We start from the raw sequence: 19167 nt of genomic DNA, 5'->3' as shown, positions 1-19167 counted from the left end.
GTGGATAGGGGAAACGATGGCGGTGCACGTTATGCAGGGGTTGATCACCGCTGATCTGACCGAGCATCAGGCCAGATCAGCAGGGTCGGGGCAGTGGGCGGTGTCGTATTTGCCGGGCAGGACGGTCGGGCTTGATCAGGCCGTCGCGGCGATACAGCTCGCTGAGGTCACTGGGGAAGCGATGGGGTACGCGGAGCTGCTCGAGCTTCCGTTGTTGGAGGCGGTCGGGGGTGCGATGGCCGCGTCGACGTGGCGTAGGCCGAAACGTGGGCGCAGGTACTGGCCGCGGCGTCGCGAGGACGAATCTCCTTCGCCTGCTGAGTCGGCGGGGTAATCGGTCGTGTCGCGGCTGTCTCCGCGTCCGGATGAGGTAGACGTTCGTATCCGGTTTCTGGACTGCGCTGGCGCGTGGGTGGATGTGTGGGCGTGTCGGTCGGCGGCGGTGAATTTCCTGCGTTGCTGGCAGCACAGTCACCTTCCGGGGCTTGCTGTGCGAGTGGTGTTCGGCGGCAGCGACGAAAACCTTTGTCCGCGTTTGAGTTGTGAGCGCCTGTGGCTGACGGAATGAAGATGGGTCGCCGCTGGCTTCGCTGAAGCGCTGTACCGCTGGGGGTTACGTGACGGCGGAGCTGTCCGTCGGCTCTTCGGTCGGCGAACCGTGCAGGGGAATGGGTTCGTCGGCTGCGACAGATCACTGTTTTGTTCGATCGCGCGTTGCTGTCCGGTGCGTGCTGATTTCAAGGGGAATCCGAGAATGACTACGAGGTACCACGATTCGCGTGAGCTGCTTATCGCGTGCACGGATGCGGGCGACGACCCGGACGATGCGGTCGCACTCGCGTTGCTGGCGTTCACGACACCGGAGTTCGCGGTGTTGACCACTGATGAGTATTCCGATTACCGTCGCGCGGCCTTCGTCCGGTACTTCCTCGACCTCTTGGGTCGACCGGATGTGCCGGTCATTCCTGGCGAGGTCACGGGTGGCCGAAAGCATTGGGCTGCAGAAGGGCTCGCGCCTTCCCGTCGTGATGGACGCAGGGTGGGTTGGCAGTCGTTCTTGACGGGGTTGTCGGTAGATCCCGAGCAGCGATTGTTGTGGGCGGGGTTCGGTCCTATGACGGAACTGGCGTGGATGCTGTCGAGCGACGTCACCGCGCAGTCCCCGGCGGGTGTGCTCGACCGGACGAAGGTCGTGCAGATGGGTGGCTGGTACAGGACCTACCGCGACCCGTCGAGAGCCGAGCACAACCTGCGGGCAGATCCTCGCGCGGCCCGCTATGTCGTCGATAGCGGCGTCGACCTCACGTTGGTGTTGTCCGATACCACCTGGCGCACCGAGATCGCGGTCCACCGTGACAGTGAGATCTACCGGTTGCTGGCCGCTTCAACCGAGCCGTGGGCGCGATTGCTGGTGGCGCATTACGACCAGTGGTTCCAGGTGTGGCATTCGAGTTCACGCCTGCACGACCCTTTAGCCCTGTGGGCGCTGCTCCGGGAATCCGAAACCATCAAGGGCTCAGGCCGATACGTCGACTTCGAGCAGCTCGATTTCCGCATGGAGGCCGACGGACGGATGGTGTCCGGCACCGAGTGCTCCGCGAGGGTGTCGGTGGCTACGGACTACGCGGCGTTCATGGAGTGGGTGCGCGCAACTCTGAGCGCTGGCGGCCCGCTGGGTTGGGCGTTGACGCGTTCGGTCGAGGAGGTGACTGGCCCAATCGCGGCGGATGCGCTGGCGTTGAACGAGTTGCTGACGAAACTGCGAGAGTACTGATGTTCCAGAGCTGCCACAGCCCACACGACGTCGCTTACTGGTATGCCGATCGCGGATTCCCGGTCGAGCTCACCTACGGGCGCGCATTACTGCAAACCAGCTACAACATTGGGGCGGTGAAGATGCCGCGCGAGATTGCCACCACAATCCGACGACGGATAGGCGCCGATCGCCAGATACCGATCCTCGCCCACACCCGAAACCACCGGGAGACAATCGTTCTCGTCGGCCCGAGCAGGGCGAGAGGTGGGCTCCTTTGGCTGCTGGACGATTTCGCGAAGTCCGAGTTCGACCGGCACGGTATCTGCGAGGCCGCCGCTGGGACGCGCGTGTGGTTACCGATGTCGGATCACACTCCCGGCGGTTGGTACTGGGCTTCTCCGCCGACCGAGACCGCCACTGCGTTGCCTCCACGCAACCGCGTGCTGCGAACAGCACTGGAGGTGATCGGCGAACAATCAGCCTCGGCGGCGACCGCCGCGCTCAAAACCGGTGTTCCCGGTTCCTCGACTGGTGAGCTGGCCTCGGGGAGGCGTTGATGGTGACGCGTTTGCCGGACAAGGCCACGATTCTGGCGGCGTGCCGAGGATTTCCGTTTGACGGCACCCATCCCATGCTGATCGCAGCGGTCGAACTTGCGCGCGTGCATGAAACCCGTGAGAACGCGCCAGCATGCGAGATCCACGATCTGGACTGGCAAAGGATGCGGTTGATTCAGCGTATCGACTTGTTCGTGAGCGTTGCGGCTCCGGCGCCGTCACCGACGGCACGACTGCACACCCACACCATGGGACAAGTCATCGACCAGATCGCCCAACTGGTGGTGTCGGCCTACATCGCCTTAGCCGCCGCACCCGAGACCCTCTACGTGGACTCTTCCGCCCGGCTCGCCGAGTCCGGTGAAGCATATGGGGACCTCGTCGAGGAACTCTCCCTCGGAATCCGCCAACTCCCCGGAACCATCTCGATGCTGTGACCAGCCACGCTTCGAACGAAGAACGCTCCGTTGCCGAATAGTCCCGTGCACTCCGACCGCAGTAGCGCCTTCACCAATCCGAACACGCCGAACAATCCCCTGACCACGCCACCGTCCGCCGAGACCCAGAAACGCTCCGCAACACCGAACCCCTGGTGTTCCGCACGACGGAGCCGAATGTCAGTGGCGCGCAGTAAGTTAAACAACGTGCGTGACAATGGGTTCGGACAGGCTATTCGATGCAGCGCAGAGTCCCTGCGGGACTGCTACGTGCGTCGTCAGCTTCGGAACCCCTAGTGCGACGAGAATGCCAGGAGGGTTCCGAACCACTCACCTGGGAAAACCACAGCGTGCGAGTGCGGAAACACACGCCAAGACGATGTTATTTCAGCATAATTCGAGGTCATCGAGCCCAGCGCCGAGCGGCAACGCTCGGCGAGAATCTCAACAGCGTCTGCGGAACCGCTCGGGTGACGCGACCATTGCCAGCGCCGAGCGGCAACGCTCGGCGAGAATCTCAACATTGCCGCGGCTTTGCACGCGCTGGCCGAACTGCCCAGCGCCGAGCGGCAACGCTCGGCGAGAATCTCAACACGGTGCGAGGGTGCCGCGCGATCCGCTCGCTGAGGCCAGCGCCGAGCGGCAACGCTCGGCGAGAATCTCAACAGCAGGTGCCGGAGAGCCTGCATGGGGCGCTTGGCCCAGCGCCGAGCGGCAACGCTCGGCGAGAATCTCAACGGTCCGGGTGGCTCGCCGGGCTGGTGGGCCTGGTCCAGCGCCGAGCGGCAACGCTCGGCGAGAATCTCAACACGCGTGGCGCGGCCAGGCACCCGCATACGCCCGGCCCAGCGCCGAGCGGCAACGCTCGGCGAGAATCTCAACAACTCGTGCACGATCACACCGCGCAGAACGTTCGACGCCAGCGCCGAGCGGCAACGCTCGGCGAGAATCTCAACAGCGAGCGCGGCCCGCGCCGCTTCGAGGCGCGTCACCAGCGCCGAGCGGCAACGCTCGGCGAGAATCTCAACACGGACTGGGTCGTCGCCTCCGATCCGCACGAGCCCAGCGCCGAGCGGCAACGCTCGGCGAGAATCTCAACAAAGACTGGTACGAACACCTCCCGGCAACAGCGGCCAGCGCCGAGCGGCAACGCTCGGCGAGAATCTCAACCTCACCAAGGGGGCTGGAATCCTCGCCGGTGGCACCAGCGCCGAGCGGCAACGCTCGGCGAGAATCTCAACATCGCGATCGCCTCGGCGAAGCTGCGCAACAAGGTCCCAGCGCCGAGCGGCAACGCTCGGCGAGAATCTCAACGAGATGCAGACCCGCGAACGCGTGTTCATCAACGTCCAGCGCCGAGCGGCAACGCTCGGCGAGAATCTCAACCGTTCGTGGGACACCGAGGCCCCGATCACCGGCCGCCAGCGCCGAGCGGCAACGCTCGGCGAGAATCTCAACGGCAGCGACGCGATGCGCCTGGCTGCCGTCGCCGCCCAGCGCCGAGCGGCAACGCTCGGCGAGAATCTCAACGGCAAGGAGGAACTCGACGGCTTCGAACTCGAGCTGCCAGCGCCGAGCGGCAACGCTCGGCGAGAATCTCAACAGTGGCTATCACCTTCACCGTTCCCGGCGTCACCGGCGCCAGCGCCGAGCGGCAACGCTCGGCGAGAATCTCAACATCCGCGCCGATAACGCTGCGGATTCCAGCTGTAGCCAGCGCCGAGCGGCAACGCTCGGCGAGAATCTCAACGGTACGGGGTGGGGCTGCTCTTCCACTTGGCGGCCCAGCGCCGAGCGGCAACGCTCGGCGAGAATCTCAACACGCACCGATGCCACATACGGGTCCGGGCCACCACCGCCAGCGCCGAGCGGCAACGCTCGGCGAGAATCTCAACCTCGAGACGCGCGTTGTCTTCGCGCACATCCGCCGCCAGCGCCGAGCGGCAACGCTCGGCGAGAATCTCAACACCGTCGCAGGCGCGAACAGCACCGCGACTTGGCCCAGCGCCGAGCGGCAACGCTCGGCGAGAATCTCAACAGCTCGGCGATGCGGGTGTCACGGGCGGTCACCTGCCAGCGCCGAGCGGCAACGCTCGGCGAGAATCTCAACATTGGGCGGACTGCCCAGAATTCGCGCCGGAGAATGCCCAGCGCCGAGCGGCAACGCTCGGCGAGAATCTCAACATCCGCCACGAACCTCACCGGCACCCCATCAACAAAGCCAGCACTGAGCGGTAACGCGGGGCGCGTCTGAACGATGATTTTGGAACTGGATGTTGAAGCTAGTTGACCTGGGTGGCAGACGTGTTTCGTCTGCGTTCACTGAAGGGGGGAGGAGCGCTGCGGTGGTGAAAGCCTTGGGCGGTCGAGTGGGTGAGGAACCAGTGTCGTCGGACGGCTCGATGTTGTGGTCGCATAGTCGTAGCCCGGTTTCGGGTGTTCGCCACGAGCTTGGCGAGCATTGTCGGTCAACGGCGTTGTGGGCCAGCCGCTTCGCGTCAGTGTTCGGAGCAGGGGAGTTGGCGTACGCATTGGGGCTTTTCCACGATGCGGGGAAGGCGTCATGCGCTTGGCAGGCACGGCTGGCGGAGGTCGACGGGACTGCGAACCGGGTAGGGGTGCCGCACAAAGAGTTGGGTGCACGGTTGGGGTGGGAAGTTGGCGGGTTCGCAGGTCTGGCAGTGCTCGGACATCACGGTGGGATGAGAGGTCGGTCCGAGCTGACCTCGCTGGTCCGTGAGCTGTTCGATGCGGACGAGTTGGACTCGATTGCGCGGTTCTTGTTCGCTGTTCCCGAAGCGTCGGGGGTTCGGTTGCGGCGTGGGTTGTTTCCGAGTCGGTGGCCGAAGGTAAGGGAGAAGCTAGTTTGGGAAATGCGGCTGCGGCTGGCGTTTTCCGCACTAGTAGACGCCGACCACCTCGATACAGGTGCGCACCGTCGAGGATTGTCTGGGCCTCAGGTAGCGGAGCCAGCTGATATGACTCGCCTTGCAGCACGCTTCGAGCAGCGCCGAGTGGAGTCGATTGGTGACCAGGACGGTGAGGTAGCACAGCTCCGTGCTCACGTCTACGACGAAGCGGTGGCAGCCGCGGCGCGGACGCCGGGATTGTTCAGGTTGGCGGCACCGACGGGGCTGGGAAAGACGTACGCTCAGGCCGGTTTTGGTTTGCACCATGCGGCCAAATGGGGGAAATCGCGGGTGATCGTCGCGGTGCCGTACATCACGATCACTGAGCAGAACGCCGACGTGTATCGGCGGATGCTCGATGCGGAAGAGGAGCCGGTGGTGTTGGAGCACCACTCGAGCGTCCGCTTCAAGGAAGACGATGGCAGTGAACGCGATTCGGCTGCCACAAGCGATCGGTGGGCACGTTTGGCTGCAGAGAATTGGGATGCGCCGTTCGTCGTCACGACGACCGTGCAGTTGTTCGAGTCGTTGTTCGGTCGTAAGCCGTCGCAGGTGCGGAAGATTCATCGGCTCGCGAACGCGGTGGTGATCCTCGACGAGGTACAGGCGTTGCCGAACAGGTTGTTGTTGCCGATTCTGAGTGGGTTGAGAACTCTCGCTGAGCATTTCGGGACCACGGTTTTGCTGACGTCGGCCACGCAGCCGAAGTTCCAGGCGTTGTCGGCATGGCAGGACTCCGCGACTGGTAGATCGGTCGAGATCGCGGAGGTGATCGCCGAACCGCAGCCGTTGTTTGATCGCGCTCGTCGTGTGAGTTACGAGTGGCGACTTGATCCGAAACCTTCGTGGGAGGCGATCGCGGGCGAGGTGTCGGAGCTGGCTCAGTCGATGGTGATCGTCAACTCGGTCGCCGACGCGCGGAATTTGTATCGTTTGGTGTCCCAGCATCGTCAGGATGTGTGGCATCTGTCGACACGAATGTGCCCTGAGCATCGTCGCGCGGTGTTGTCATTGGTGACCAAGCGGCTTCGGGCTGGTCTTCCGACAACGGTGGTCGCGACACAGCTGGTTGAGGCTGGTGTTGACTTGTCGTTTCCGGTGGTGTGGCGTGCTTTGGCTCCTGCCGATTCCCTGCAGCAGGCGGGCGGTCGCGCCAACAGGCATGGGGAGCACGCTGGGGGCGGCCGGGTGATCGTGTTCGATCCAGCTGAGGGAAGCGGACCTGCCGACTACCGGGTTCCGTGCGGTCTGACCGTTTCCCTTTTCGGTTCGGATGGCGCCGAGTTGGATGATCAAACCGCCTTGGCCCAGTACTACGAGCGCTTGTATCAGGATCTGCAGCTGGACCGACGCGGCGTAAACAAATCTCAGCTCCCGGTAGGGCAGACCGTGCAGGGGAACCGAGAAGAGCTCGACTTCCTGGCGGTGGCCGACGGCCCTATCGACAATGGCACGGGAAAGCGGGATCGTAAGAAGGCCTTTCGGATGATTACCGAGGAGTCGGCGCCGATCGTTATCACCGGCCAAGACGATGCCGGACAAGTCGAGCTGATGCTCGCGGAGCTAGCCGCCGGAACGGTGAAGTCGGGCGTGGCGCTACGCAAACTCCAGCCCTGGATCGTTCAATTGCGAACCACTACTGCCCGCCTTCCGGACGTGGCGGCACTGATCGACCCGGTGTTGGGTGATCTCGGTCGTTGGAAGGGGGAGTACGACTGGGACTTTCGTACTGGACGCGGGGTCGGGCTCGATGAGAAGAATATGCTGGATGTATTCTGATCTGCGGCGATAGCGGCTCTTATGTGGTTGACGCCCCGCGCTAGTCATGCTGGCGAGAATTTCAACAGTCGGATGTTTGTGGCGATGACGCCATTTCTGGCGACGGCAGAGCGCCGGGCGCATCGATCGGCCCGGCGTTCTCCCATCAACCGGTCGGCTATCTAGCCTCGATCTTTCGCCGGGCCTGCGGCCCCGGCGCGATCGGGCTCGGATTGGGGTTTTCCGAGGTATATCCGGGTCAGTGGGTGTAATCGGTCGGCCCGTGTCAGCGAGTTGGCTGCCGGGTTCCACGGCCCGGATGTTTTCCTGATTGTTGGGGCGGGTTGGTGCTGGTCAGCCAGGTTGCAGTCGAACCAGCGCGGTGGTGATCAGTCCGGTGTGGGCCAGTGTGCTGCGAACCGGAGTCTGGTGCGGCGGGCGTGGCGGGCCAGCCGGGCTGCGGCGGAGAACAGCTGCAGGCGAGGGCGTTTGGGTTCCCAGCGCGGGCCTCGTGGTCGTGCAGGGCCAGCATCTGTATCCAGGCAGTGAGTTCGGTTGCCAGGCAAACGATTTCGCATAGAACTAGATCTTCTTGTCCGACACCGCCTTCAGCGGCTTCGTCGTGCTGGCAGATCAGTCGCTGGGCGCCCTGAGTGTCATAGGTGTAAGCTTCAAGTCCTCAATGGCAGTCATAGCTAGTAACATTCGACTGAAGATAGGAAGATTGTGGCTGAACGCACTCGTAGAGGTTCAGGTGCGGGCACTCGTGCGTTGCTCGAGTTGACTGGGAAGCGAATCCTGCAGCTCGTGGTCGTAAAGCTAGCGGTTGATTTTATAGTTGCGCATGTACGTGCGTGGATCGGCCTCTGACGGCGCGTTTTGCGGGCCGTGGCGTGGGTGCGTGCCGATCCGGACCGGTGAGGTTGGTGTTCGTAGAACAGAGTGTCTCTGCATTGTCCGTCGCTGTCGCATGGTGTCTGCCCCGCTGGTCCTGCCTCGCTGCGAGGGGCTGCTGGCCTCGGCAGAAAGTTCGATCGGAGTTTGCGTAAGCAGGCGATCCAAACCCAAATCGATCTGACGCACGCTCGGTTTGAAGCTTCGGCGTCCTCTGATCACTTGCCGGAGCTTATCTGTCCGACGGTGGGTGGCCCTCAAAATCGACTGGCAAAACTTGTCGGTGGGTTGGGGGACTATGTGCGCAACGTTTCGGGCGGTAGGGGCGATAGGTCCGCAGTGATCCGAATTCTGTTGGCATAGGGAAGGATTGGGTGGGTCTTGTCTTTAGTCGTTCAAGTTCACGGGGCGGGTGCGTTGTTCACCCGCCCAGGTTTGTCCGCGGAGCGGATGTCGTACTCGGTGATGACGCCGACGGCTGCGATCGGGGTGCTGACGTCGATCTATTGGAAACCGGAGTTTCTGTACAAGATCGACCGGATCGAGGTGTTGAAGCCGATTCGAACGTTTACGCTGCGGCGTAACGAGACAACGGATCTGGCGTCGCTGGCAGACGCGGCCTCTGGTAGCAGGACCGTGGATACCGCAACCCATCGTGTGCAACGTAATGCCTTGTGTCTCAAGGATGTCGCATATCGTATCCACGCACGGATGGTGCTGAGCCCGAGTGCGAACAAGCCTGCGGCCGCGTACCGGGACCAGTTGCGTCGCCGGGTTACGCGTGGCCAATGCTTCAGTCAGCCGTACTTGGGAACACGGGAGTTTCCTGCGTACTTCGAGGACCCCGACGATCAAATGCCGATCCCGTTGTCCGCGGACCTTGGTGTGATGCTGCACAGCATCGATTACTCCACGACGCCGAGGAAGTCGAGTTGGTTTCACGCTCGCCTGGACAAGGGTGTGTTGACCGTCCCACCTCGTGGTATCGAAGAATCCGAGACCGGGGCGGCCTGAATGCTGTTGGAACGACTTGCCTCCTACGCTGCCGAGCATCGAGACGGCGTGCCCGCGTTTCACCGTGAGCGCAGCTTTCGATGGAAACTTGACCTCACTGCTGCGGAAGGGATTGTCACAGACGCTACGTTGCAGGAGCCTCGAGACGAGCAGAACCCGAAGCGCGGTGTGACGCATACGGTTCCGGTATCGACGCGGGCGGTGGATATCTCGCCGAACCTGGCAGCCGACGACGTCCAATATGTCCTTGGGTGGGGTGACGAGACCACCAAATCGACGCGCGTCGCGAGCTGTCATGACGCTTTCGTCGAACTCATCCGAGACTGGGCTGCCGCGGTTTCGGCCGAGGAAGATCCTGTGCCGCACATCTTGGCCGAAGCCTTTCGTTCCACGGCGTGGTCGAAGCTGACTCGCCCTGAGGAGATGAAGGCCAAGGACGGTGTGGTGATTGCGATCAACGGTCGGTATGCCTATGCAAGCTCGACCGCGTCAGGGTTTTGGCAAACACGCGTCGAATTGAAGAAGGGGAGCGGGCGAAGCGGTGTCTGCATGGTGTGCAAGCGAGTTGCGTTGCTGGCCAACACCATACCGGGAAAGGTTGCAGCATCCTTGGTACCGGGGGCGGGTAACGACGTGGCGTTGGTCAGTATCAACGAGCGGGTCTTCGGCTACGACCTAGCGGAGCAACTGACCCATGCGCCGGTCTGCTTGGTGTGTGCGGACGATGTCATGGTCGGGCTCACGGGAGTTCTGTCGTCCGACCATTCCCTGACGTCTTCAGGTCAGGACACCCGGCTGGTGTGGTGGGTCGCCGACACCGAGGAATCCGATCACATGGACTTGGTGTTCGACCCAGAGCCTGCGGAGGTCGACGCGCTTTTCCAATCAATTCACCGGGCTGAAGAGCGTCGGTCTCGCCTCGAAGGAAAGTTCTGCTGGCTGGCAGTCGGGGCCAACGTCTCACGGGTGATGGTCCGGGAGTGGGTCGATATTGCCCTGACCAGCAAAGACCATAACGTAGTCAACCACGACACCAACGTGCTGGCCTGGTTTTCCGACCACAAGAACACCCCGCGCCGGACGCAGCCGGTGGAGTTGCGCGATGGCGGCGAAATACCTGCTGGCAAATGGTGCCACAGCCCTACGGCGCTCGCGGCCTGCCTCGGTCGTTGGGATTCGGGCACGAGTCGATACCGGCCTTTCGGGGCGAAGAACGCTGACCGGCCGGACCAAGCACTACACCAACTCCTCCGTGTTGCCGTGCTCAATGAGCCAGTGCCCGTGGCGATGCGGGCACACCTGATGCATCGCATCCGCAACGACGGTCACGTCGACGACCGCCGCGCCTCCTTGGTGCGCCTTGCGCTCAACCGCTGCCCCAACCGACCGAAAGAAGCTGAAACGCCCATGTCCCTGGATGAAACGTGCACCAATCCCGCGTACGTTGCGGGCCGCTTGTTCGCGGTCATGGAAGATGTTCAGCGGTCCGCGCACCGTCGAGCGACGAGTGGCGAGGACCCCGGCGACGAGGCACCGCGTAGCGAAGTGAACTCCACCTTCGGTGATCGATTCTTTCGGAGGGCGGTTGACACTCCCAGACCTGTTCTGGTGCAAGGCCGCCAGGATGCGGGTGCCTGGCTGACCAAGATTCGCCGGCGCGACAACAGTCAGCTCGCGAATTGGCACAAGAACCGTTTGGACTCCCTGTATGCACTGCTCGAGCAATCCACTGGCATCCCGTTGCGAAACAACCTGCGCCAAAAAGAGCAGTTCGTCCTGGGCTATCACCATCAGCGCGCCCATCGCCCCGCCAAGACCGGCACCGCCGCTGCCCAGGCGTGACCTACCAAACTTCCAAACGAAAGGCGCGAGCCGATGACTGCCCACCTGAACCCCGACGTTCGTCACGACATGGTGTTTCTGTTCGACGTGACCGATGGCAACCCCAACGGCGATCCTGATGCCGGAAACCAGCCGCGTGTCGACCTGGAATCCGGCCACGGCCTAGTTACCGATGTGTGCCTGAAGCGGAAGATTCGAGATTCGTTGGTTCTGGCCGCAGCGGGAAATCCACGCTACGGGATCTTTGTCGAGGCCGGCCACGCCCTGAACACTCGTCTGACGGAATCTCTGACCGCTACGGGTGTTGAGCGCCCCGCCGCGAAGAAGGGGAGCAAGGCCAAACTCACCCCTGAACAGGCCGCTGCTGCACGGGAATGGCTGTGCGACCGCTACGCCGATATCCGACTGTTCGGCGCTGTGTTGTCGACGGGCGAAACCAACGCCCTCGGCAGCATTCGTGGACCGCTCCAATTCGGGATGGCGCGATCAGTAAGCCCGATCGTCCCGACAGAACACACCATCACACGGGTCACGCAGACTCGGCAGCAGGACATCGACGACGGCGAAAGCACGGAGATGGGCTCGAAATGGACAGTGCCATACGGTCTTTACCGAGCCGAAGTCACCTACTCCGCTTCGCGCGGGCAACAAACCGGTGTTGATACCAAGGACTTCGAACTCCTTTACCAGGTGCTCGAGATGATGTTCGACCACGACGCTGCCGCGAGCCGTGGCCGGATGACCGCACGTGGTCTGCATGTGTTCAGCCACGACAACGCCTTCGGCAACGCGCCTGCTCATAAACTCCTCGAGCGGATCCGCCCCCGGCCGGCCGCTGACCCGAAGGAACTCGAGTCCGGCGATTGGAGTCCACGTCAGTTCGCTGACTACATTGTTCCGAACCCTGAGACCGCCGACCTCCCCGCAGGAATCACCTACACCCAGGTCTTCGGCTGACCGACGATGCTGCCCGCATCGCAGGATGACAATCGGTGGAGTGTGCCGATATCAGCGTTGGAACATTTCGCCTACTGTCCACGCCAGGCCGTATTGATCTGGCAGGAAAGCTATTTCGAATCCAACACCGATACCGTCCGCGGCGACATCGCTCATGAGGCTGTCGACCGCGGCGGCAAGCTCACCGGACGCGACGGGGCACGAGTGTGGAGATCCCTTCCGGTGCATAGTCACCGGTTGGGAATCCACGGCGTCTGCGACACCGTCTACCGCTGCGAAGACAGGCTGGTGCCAGTCGAACACAAATCCGGTCGATACGTCCAGGGTGGTCCTGCGGACGTTCAGGTCGCCGCCCAAGTGCTGTGTCTGCGTGAAATGTTCGATCAGCAGATACCGCAGGGGGAAGTGTTCGCGGGGAAGTCACGTCGTCGGTATCAAGTGACGGTCGATGAAGCTCTCGAAGAGAGAGTCAGTCGCGCCGTCGAGCAACTACGCGTTCGAATCGACGACCCCGTCGCGCCGCAGCCGGTCAACGACCAGCGCTGCACCCGGTGTTCCTTGCGTCCCGGTTGCGTTCCGGAGACAGCGCAACGCCAGACAATCGACCTGTTCACACCCCGCCTACCGCGAAACCATGATGACTGAGCTACTCAAAACCCTTTTCGTCAGCACGCCTGGTACGAGCCTGCATCTCGATGGTGACGCGTTGCGCCTTTACCATCCCGACAAACCCGGCCGACACTTGCTGCCGTTGATCCGCATCGACCATATTGTCGCGGTCAACGGCGTCACCGTCACCGACGACCTCATGCACCGATGCGCCGCTGGCACGCGGAGTGTGACGTGGCTGACCCGCAATGGAAAGTTTCTCGCGCGAGTGAATGGACCACTCGCGGGCAACCCGCACCTGCGGATTCAACAGATTCGGGCACACGACGATCCGCATCACACATTGTCGATCGCCAAAGCCATGGTCGCTGGCAAGCTGCACAACTATCGACAACTGCTGTTGAGAGCCGCACGAGACCTCACTGGACAACGTCAGCTCACGGTTCGGGCCGTCGCCGAGAGCCACGCCGCCGCACTGATCATACTGCGCGACACCGCAACTCTCGACGAAACGCGTGGTGTGGAAGGCCGCGCCGCGCGCGACTACTTTCAAGCGCTGCCCGCCCTCATCACGGGAGCCGAAGCAGGTAGGAATAAGCGACCGGCCACCGATCCGGTCAACAGCTTGCTGTCATTCGGTTACGGGATGCTGCGCGCCGCCGTACACGGCGCACTCGAGCAAGTCGGCCTCGATCCCTACATCGGCTACCTCCACGGCATTCGCCCTGCGAAACCCGCATTGGCTCTAGACCTCATGGAGGAGTTCCGACCACTTCTCGTCGACCGGCTCGTCGCCAGTCTGCTCAACCGCGACCAAATCAAGTCCACGCATACCCACCGACTGCCCGGCGGGCAATGCGAACTCACCGACGACGGTCGCAAACTCTTTCTCGAACAATGGTCTATGGCCCGTGAGCGGACGTGGCCTCACGTATACCTGGACCGTGAAATCCCAGCAGCGCTACTCCCTCTCGTTCAAGCGCGCCTACTCGCGCGCCACCTTCGCGGCGACACCGATGGCTACATCCCTTGGACGGTGGCGTAGTGGAACTGCTCGTTACCTACGACGTCGAAACCATCACCCCGCAGGGAGCGCGACGGCTCCGAAAGGTTGCGAAAATCTGTGAGGGCTACGGCCACCGAGTCCAGAAGTCCGTCTTCGAGGTCACCTGCACCGCCACCACCCGTCTGCAACTCGAAGCCGCCCTCGCCAAAACAATCGACCCCGCACACGACAGCATCCGCATCTATCACCTCGACCGAGGCACCTTCACCTCAGCCCGCCACCTCGGCGCCGCTACTACGCCACCCCACGACGCCCCTCTCGTTTACTGACTCAGCTTAGGAACATGCAGTGCGACGAAAGTTCCAGGAAGGTTCCGAACCGTCGACCTGGGCAAATGCCGATCGCAATCGCTGGATGCGTAGGTCAATTCAATGCTCGAACTGCATAACAGCAGTTCAACGAGCCCAGCGCCGTGCGGCAACGCTCGGCGAGAATCTCAACACCGGGTTGGCGACCGGTGTGCACCTCGCCCCCCCAGCGCCGTGCGGCAACGCTCGGCGAGAATCTCAACTACAACGCGCTCAAGGGGGTCGGCGGCTGGGAGAACCTGCCAGCGCCGTGCGGCAACGCTCGGCGAGAATCTCAACGGCGTCCCCGAAGCGGTCCTTACCGGCCCGCAGTGCCAGCGCCGTGCGGCAACGCTCGGCGAGAATCTCAACGCGGAGGATGGAGACGACGCAGACCGCAAGCGCCACAACCAGCGCCGTGCGGCAACGCTCGGCGAGAATCTCAACTCGTGGCAGAACCGCGACATGCCGGGTGAACTGCGTCCAGCGCCGTGCGGCAACGCTCGGCGAGAATCTCAACACTCCCATAGAGGCTCACCGCGAAATGCAACGGCCCAGCGCCGTGCGGCAACGCTCGGCGAGAATCTCAACTCCGACGAGCAAAAGGCGATGCTCGGTATTTCGGATGCCAGCGCCGTGCGGCAACGCTCGGCGAGAATCTCAACATTTTATGCACCACGCTAGGAACAATATTCACCGCCAGCGCCGTGCGGCAACGCTCGGCGAGAATCTCAACTCCAACTGCCGCCTTCGCCTCGGCGGCCAGGGGCCCCAGCGCCGTGCGGCAACGCTCGGCGAGAATCTCAACACCATGCCGGAGCTGATCCGCCTGGCCAGACGGCTGCCAGCGCCGTGCGGGAACGCTCGGCGAGAATCTCAACAGGACATGGGATTCACTCCGCCGCAAGCGCATCGCCCAGCGCCGTGCGGCAACGCTCGGCGAGAATCTCAACACCGGATCACCTCCGGCCGACGGAACCACGTCTCGGCCAGCGCCGTGCGGCAACGCTCGGCGAGAATCTCAACATGCTCGGCGCGCCGAACCCGATCTTGCCGATCCCCCAGCGCCGTGCGGCAACGCTCGGCGAGAATCTCAACAGTCGGTGCCTGCGTGCCTCGGCGAGCTTCTGTTCCCAGCGCCGTGCGGCAACGCTCGGCGAGAATCTCAACGTTCCGGCTGGAGTACCGACTCGACGGCAAGAACCAGCGCCGTGCGGCAACGCTCGGCGAGAATCTCAACAGCGACCGAGCAGATCAGGATCGACAGATCCGGGCCAGCGCCGTGCGGCAACGCTCGGCGAGAATCTCAACATGTCTGTTGCGTGCCGCACGATCGCGGCGATGTAGCCAGCGCCGTGCGGCAACGCTCGGCGAGAATCTCAACGCTGGTGGTCCCATGCACCAGCCGGGTTCGAGGCGGTCCAGCGCCGTGCGGCAACGCTCGGCGAGAATCTCAACGGCCCCGGCCCGATCGAGTGGGGTGCCTACGGCAGCCAGCCAGCGCCGTGCGGCAACGCTCGGCGAGAATCTCAACACTGTCGGTGACACCCGGAAATGCTCCGGGGAGCCAGCGCCGTGCGGCAACGCTCGGCGAGAATCTCAACGAGGCCAGCGGGTCCATGTCAGGAACCGTCAGCACCAGCGCCGTGCGGCAACGCTCGGCGAGAATCTCAACGTTTTCCGGTCACCCAATGCTGAGCGTCCGCGCACCCAGCGCCGTGCGGCAACGCTCGGCGAGAATCTCAACGACCTCGACAAGAAGCGCGCCATGTTCGTCGAAGCCAGCGCCGTGCGGCAACGCTCGGCGAGAATCTCAACTTACGGGTGCCGTCCGCGTCGCCGATGACGTCGACCAGCGCCGTGCGGCAACGCTCGGCGAGAATCTCAACGGACTCCACTCGCCAGGAGATCTCGGCTGTGGATGCGGCCAGCGCCGTGCGGCAACGCTCGGCGAGAATCTCAACAGGCACCTCCTACCGTGCGGGTCGGGCACCCAACTCCAGCGCCGTGCGGCAACGCTCGGCGAGAATCTCAACATGCCAGGGGCGTGCTCTGCACCGTCTGCGACCGGACTGTCTGAGCTGGCCTGGATTCCCGAGGGCTTGGGTCTTTACGATGATGTTCCATCGGAGTCATTGGCGTGGCACGAGTGATGTTGTGAGTATTTGTCGATCCATGCGTCCTCCACCCGGCGTAGCTGCGTGACATCGTTCTGCGTCTGGCCGAGGTAGATGTGATTCGGCTGTGGCAGGCCGAAATTTTGGCGGAACTTCACCGCTCGCGTGCCTGCACTAGCACGCGGCGGGCGGCGACGGCGACTGCTTCGTCGAGCATTTGTCCGTCCAGTTGGGTGGCTCCGTTGCCGTGTGCTTCGGCTTCGTCGAGGGCGGCGAGGACGCGCTTGGCTTCGTGGACTGCGCTGTCGCTGGGGGTGAAGGTTGTTGTGGCGATGTCGATTTGGGTGGGGTGGATCACCCATTTGCCGTCGAAGCCGAGGGCGGCGGTCCATTCGCATGCTTGGCGGAAGCGGCCGTCGGCGGTGATGGCGAGGTGGGGGCCGTCGATTGCGGCGATGCCGGCCGCGCGGGCGGCGATCAGTACGCGGTCCTGTATGGCGAGCCAGTGTTGCGGGGGTGCCGATCGTGCTCGGCCCAGTGCTGCGCCGAGGTCGGCGTAGCCGATGATGACGGACTCGAGTCGCGCAGTAGCGGCAGCGATTTCGTCGATGTTTCGGACTCCGAGCGGCGTTTCTATGAGGGCCTGTAAGCCGATGTCGGTTCCGGCCAAGGCATGGTCGGCTTGGATCATGTCTTGGGCCGATTCGGTTTTGGGTAAGACGACGCTCGCCAGTGCGGGGAGTTCGGTGCAGGTTGCGAGGTCGTCTTTCGCCCACGGTGTGCTCAGTCCGTTGACGCGCACCGAGACGACACCGTGGTCGCGCCCGGTCTCGCTCAGTATTCGTCGGACGAGTTCGCGTGCCCGATCCTTGTCTGTCACGGCGTCTTCCAGGTCGAGGACGACCTCGTCGGCGGTGGACGCGAGCGCCTTGCGTGCCTTGCGTTCGTCGGAGCCGGGTGCGATGAGAACGGTGCGTCGCCGGGGGGAGTAGGACACGGAATTTCCTTCACTGCCGAGAGATGAACGCGCACTGCGCGATCGAGGTCTACACGTCGCGGGTGGCCGAGTGGGTGAGCAAGCCGGAGGAGATCAGCAAGAGACCGCTGGCGTGGAAGATGGCGCCGACGCCGATCAGGCCGGAGAGGCTGCCCGCCACCACCGGCACCGCGACCTGGCCGATCCGGTTGCCCGCCAGTCGAACCGAGAGCGCGGCGGCGCGATTGCGTGAGTCGGCGATGAGCGTCACCCAGGACATGGTGAGTGGCTGGCCGACGCCCCAGAAGAACCCCATCAGAAGCATGGCGAGCATGAGCGGGACGATCGCGGAGGTGAGCGGCACGAGCGCCATCGGAATTCCCGAGGCGAGGGTGGCCGATACCAGCAACCATCGGCGCGGCACCTTCCGTAGCAGTATCGGCATGGTCGCGCGTGACAGCACGGAGGTGATGGCCCGCGCGGTGAGCAGCGCGGTGACCCAGGCGACGCTGAGCCCCATCTGTTGTCCGAGCACCGGCAGGTAGGCCATCAGGAGGTCCATGGCCGTGAGCACGGTCAGGCTGGAGTAGATGGCTGGCTTCATCCCGGGCGTACCGAGCAGGCGCAACGTGGACTGTTGTCCGTCGGCCGCATCCGCGCGGGTGACCCTGGTGGAGTCTCCCGGTGCGAAGGAAAATGCGAGTGGCACGGCGACGAGGGCGATCGCCCCCATCACCAGCAGCGCGGGTCCGGTGCTGACGGATCCGGAGTCTTGCGTGGTCAGGGTGGCGACGATGCCTGCGATCGGGAAGCCGAGCAGCTGCCCGGCGGAAACGCTCAGGGTGAGGTGGCCGAAGCGCGAATCCAGTTTCTCCGGGGGCGACCAGAGCGGCACCATGCTTTGACAGGCCACGGTGTGCAACATCTGAGCCAGGCCCAAAAGCGCGCTGGCGGATCCGAGTACGAACAACTGGGTGCTTCCAGCGGCGAGCGCGATGGCCACCACCGTGAGTATCAGGCCCACACGCAGCGCGGGGACGGCCAGCCCTCGGTCGACGGCGCGACCGATCGGCAGGGCGACGACGAGTGGCAGCACCGCGAACGCCGCGGTGACGATACCCACGGTGAGTCCGTCGCCACCCAGTGCGAGGACCCGGTAGGAAATCAGTGTGCGAACGCCGCTGAGCACGGTGTGCGAGAGCAATGAGGCGGCCGTGACCGCCAGGAACCAGCTTGGAGAGCGCAAGATCGGGTCAGCGCCCGACCTGGGCGTCGGTTGCGCCTGCTCCTCCTGGCCTGAGGTCGGCGTCGGTTTGGCGCAACTCCCAGGCGTGCAGGACATGGTCGCGCATGGCTGTGCGGGCGGCGGCCGAGTCGCGTCGCTCGATGGCGGCGAGGATGAGGTCGTGGTCGTGGTCCAACGCTTGGCAGAAGGACGTGACTCCCCAGAGGGTGACCGAGGGTTTGAAGCGCTCCCAGAGATGTCGTACCGAATCGACGACGACCGCGGAGGCGCTGGCGTAGATGGCGAAGTGGAGTTGGCGGTTGAGCACCGAGAGGGCGGCCGGATCTTCGCCGGCGGCGGTGGCGTCCACCAGGGCCTCGTTCGCGCGTTGCACCGCTCGGAAGCCGTCGTCGGTCATGCGCTCGGTGGCGATCTCGCAGGCGAGACCTTCTAGTTCGGCGCGCATCCGATAGAGGTCGTGGGCCATTTCCGGCGTGAAGTCACGCACGGTGGCACCGCGATGACTGGTGTAGTCGACCGAACCGTCCGCGGCGAGGATGCGCAGCGCCTCGCGCACGGGGGTGGGGCTCACGCCGTAGCGCTTGGCGATCGCGGTCTGCCGGAGTTGGTCGCCGGGGTTGATCACGCCTGAGTCCATATCGGCCCGCAGGCGCTCCAGCACGTACGCGGTACGGCTCTGCGGCAGGGGGGCGTCGGTTTGGGTCACTGCGTGCGGCTCCTGATCGGGGGCGATCGTCGTACG

General features: G+C 63.7%; 13 protein-coding genes, 2 pseudogenes and 2 CRISPR repeat arrays. Of the genes and pseudogenes, 11 read left to right on the top strand and 4 right to left on the bottom strand.

Annotation, left to right across the window (positions count from 1 at the left end; translation table 11 throughout):
* The first annotated feature begins 16 nt into the window (after nt 1-16).
* From ABEA50_RS17180 to cas3, 5 genes and pseudogenes are all read left to right on the top strand, one after another.
* Nucleotides 17-334, top strand: a complete 318-nt coding sequence (locus ABEA50_RS17180; protein WP_345496408.1) for a hypothetical protein — start codon at nt 17-19, stop codon at nt 332-334.
* 420 nt (nt 335-754) lie between these two features.
* Entirely contained in the window at nt 755-1774 is a 1020-nt protein-coding gene (locus ABEA50_RS17175; protein ID WP_345496407.1) for a nucleoside hydrolase, read from the top strand.
* Between the two features lie 538 nt (nt 1775-2312).
* On the top strand, nt 2313-2750 hold the full coding sequence (locus ABEA50_RS17170; RefSeq protein ID WP_345496406.1) for a hypothetical protein: 438 nt from the start codon (nt 2313-2315) through the stop codon (nt 2748-2750).
* 412 nt (nt 2751-3162) lie between these two features.
* Nucleotides 3163-4934: a CRISPR direct-repeat array (repeat unit 37 nt; unit sequence CCAGCGCCGAGCGGCAACGCTCGGCGAGAATCTCAAC).
* Nucleotides 4935-5023: 89 nt separating this feature from the next.
* Nucleotides 5024-5665, top strand: a pseudogene (locus ABEA50_RS30990) (CRISPR-associated endonuclease Cas3''); the annotation flags it as partial.
* 63 nt (nt 5666-5728) lie between these two features.
* Entirely contained in the window at nt 5729-7438 is a 1710-nt protein-coding gene (gene cas3 / locus ABEA50_RS17165) for a CRISPR-associated helicase Cas3' (RefSeq protein ID WP_345496404.1), read from the top strand.
* A 333-nt stretch (nt 7439-7771) separates the two neighbouring features.
* On the opposite strand, the pseudogene ABEA50_RS17160 reads toward cas3, so the two are convergent.
* A pseudogene (locus tag ABEA50_RS17160) lies at nt 7772-7988 on the bottom strand (transposase); the annotation flags it as partial.
* A gap of 704 nt (nt 7989-8692) precedes the next feature.
* Here ABEA50_RS17160 and cas5c point away from each other — a divergent pair.
* The 6 genes from cas5c to cas2 are packed head-to-tail and all read left to right on the top strand — an operon-like array spanning nt 8693 to nt 14068.
* Nucleotides 8693-9325 carry a type I-C CRISPR-associated protein Cas5c gene (gene cas5c / locus ABEA50_RS17155; RefSeq protein ID WP_345496403.1) on the top strand — a complete coding sequence of 211 codons (633 nt, stop codon included), beginning with the start codon at nt 8693-8695 and terminating at the stop codon, nt 9323-9325.
* Nucleotides 9326-11167 (top strand): type I-C CRISPR-associated protein Cas8c/Csd1, encoded by a 1842-nt coding sequence (locus ABEA50_RS17150; protein WP_345496402.1) that lies wholly within the window; start codon nt 9326-9328, stop codon nt 11165-11167.
* A 33-nt stretch (nt 11168-11200) separates the two neighbouring features.
* A complete protein-coding gene (gene cas7c, locus ABEA50_RS17145; protein WP_345496401.1) occupies nt 11201-12124 on the top strand; it encodes a type I-C CRISPR-associated protein Cas7/Csd2 in 924 nt (307 codons plus the stop codon).
* A gap of 6 nt (nt 12125-12130) precedes the next feature.
* Complete coding sequence (gene cas4, locus ABEA50_RS30985) at nt 12131-12769, top strand: CRISPR-associated protein Cas4 (RefSeq protein ID WP_425577623.1); 639 nt, start codon at nt 12131-12133, stop codon at nt 12767-12769.
* Nucleotides 12759-13778 (top strand): type I-C CRISPR-associated endonuclease Cas1c, encoded by a 1020-nt coding sequence (gene cas1c / locus ABEA50_RS17140; protein WP_425577622.1) that lies wholly within the window; start codon nt 12759-12761, stop codon nt 13776-13778. The genes cas4 and cas1c overlap by 11 nt, the downstream gene beginning before the upstream one ends.
* Nucleotides 13778-14068 (top strand): CRISPR-associated endonuclease Cas2, encoded by a 291-nt coding sequence (gene cas2 / locus ABEA50_RS17135; protein WP_345496399.1) that lies wholly within the window; start codon nt 13778-13780, stop codon nt 14066-14068. The genes cas1c and cas2 overlap by 1 nt, the downstream gene beginning before the upstream one ends.
* Nucleotides 14069-14203: 135 nt before the next feature.
* Nucleotides 14204-16122: direct repeats of the CRISPR family, unit length 37 nt; unit sequence CCAGCGCCGTGCGGCAACGCTCGGCGAGAATCTCAAC.
* A 235-nt stretch (nt 16123-16357) separates the two neighbouring features.
* Here the strand turns inward: cas2 and ABEA50_RS17130 are convergent.
* From ABEA50_RS17130 to ABEA50_RS17120, 3 genes are read right to left on the bottom strand one after another with little or no spacing between them, the layout of a single operon-like run.
* Nucleotides 16358-17200 carry an HpcH/HpaI aldolase/citrate lyase family protein gene (locus ABEA50_RS17130; RefSeq protein WP_345496398.1) on the bottom strand — a complete coding sequence of 281 codons (843 nt, stop codon included), beginning with the start codon at nt 17198-17200 and terminating at the stop codon, nt 16358-16360.
* A gap of 49 nt (nt 17201-17249) precedes the next feature.
* Nucleotides 17250-18425 carry an MFS transporter gene (locus ABEA50_RS17125; protein WP_345496397.1) on the bottom strand — a complete coding sequence of 392 codons (1176 nt, stop codon included), beginning with the start codon at nt 18423-18425 and terminating at the stop codon, nt 17250-17252.
* Between the two features lie 7 nt (nt 18426-18432).
* A complete protein-coding gene (locus tag ABEA50_RS17120) occupies nt 18433-19131 on the bottom strand; it encodes a GntR family transcriptional regulator (protein WP_345496396.1) in 699 nt (232 codons plus the stop codon).
* Between the last annotated feature and the right edge of the window lie 36 nt (nt 19132-19167).

Source organism: Nocardia callitridis (assembly GCF_039543305.1).
GTDB classification, from domain to species: domain Bacteria; phylum Actinomycetota; class Actinomycetes; order Mycobacteriales; family Mycobacteriaceae; genus Nocardia; species Nocardia callitridis.
This window is presented reverse-complemented; position numbering and strand designations above follow the sequence as displayed.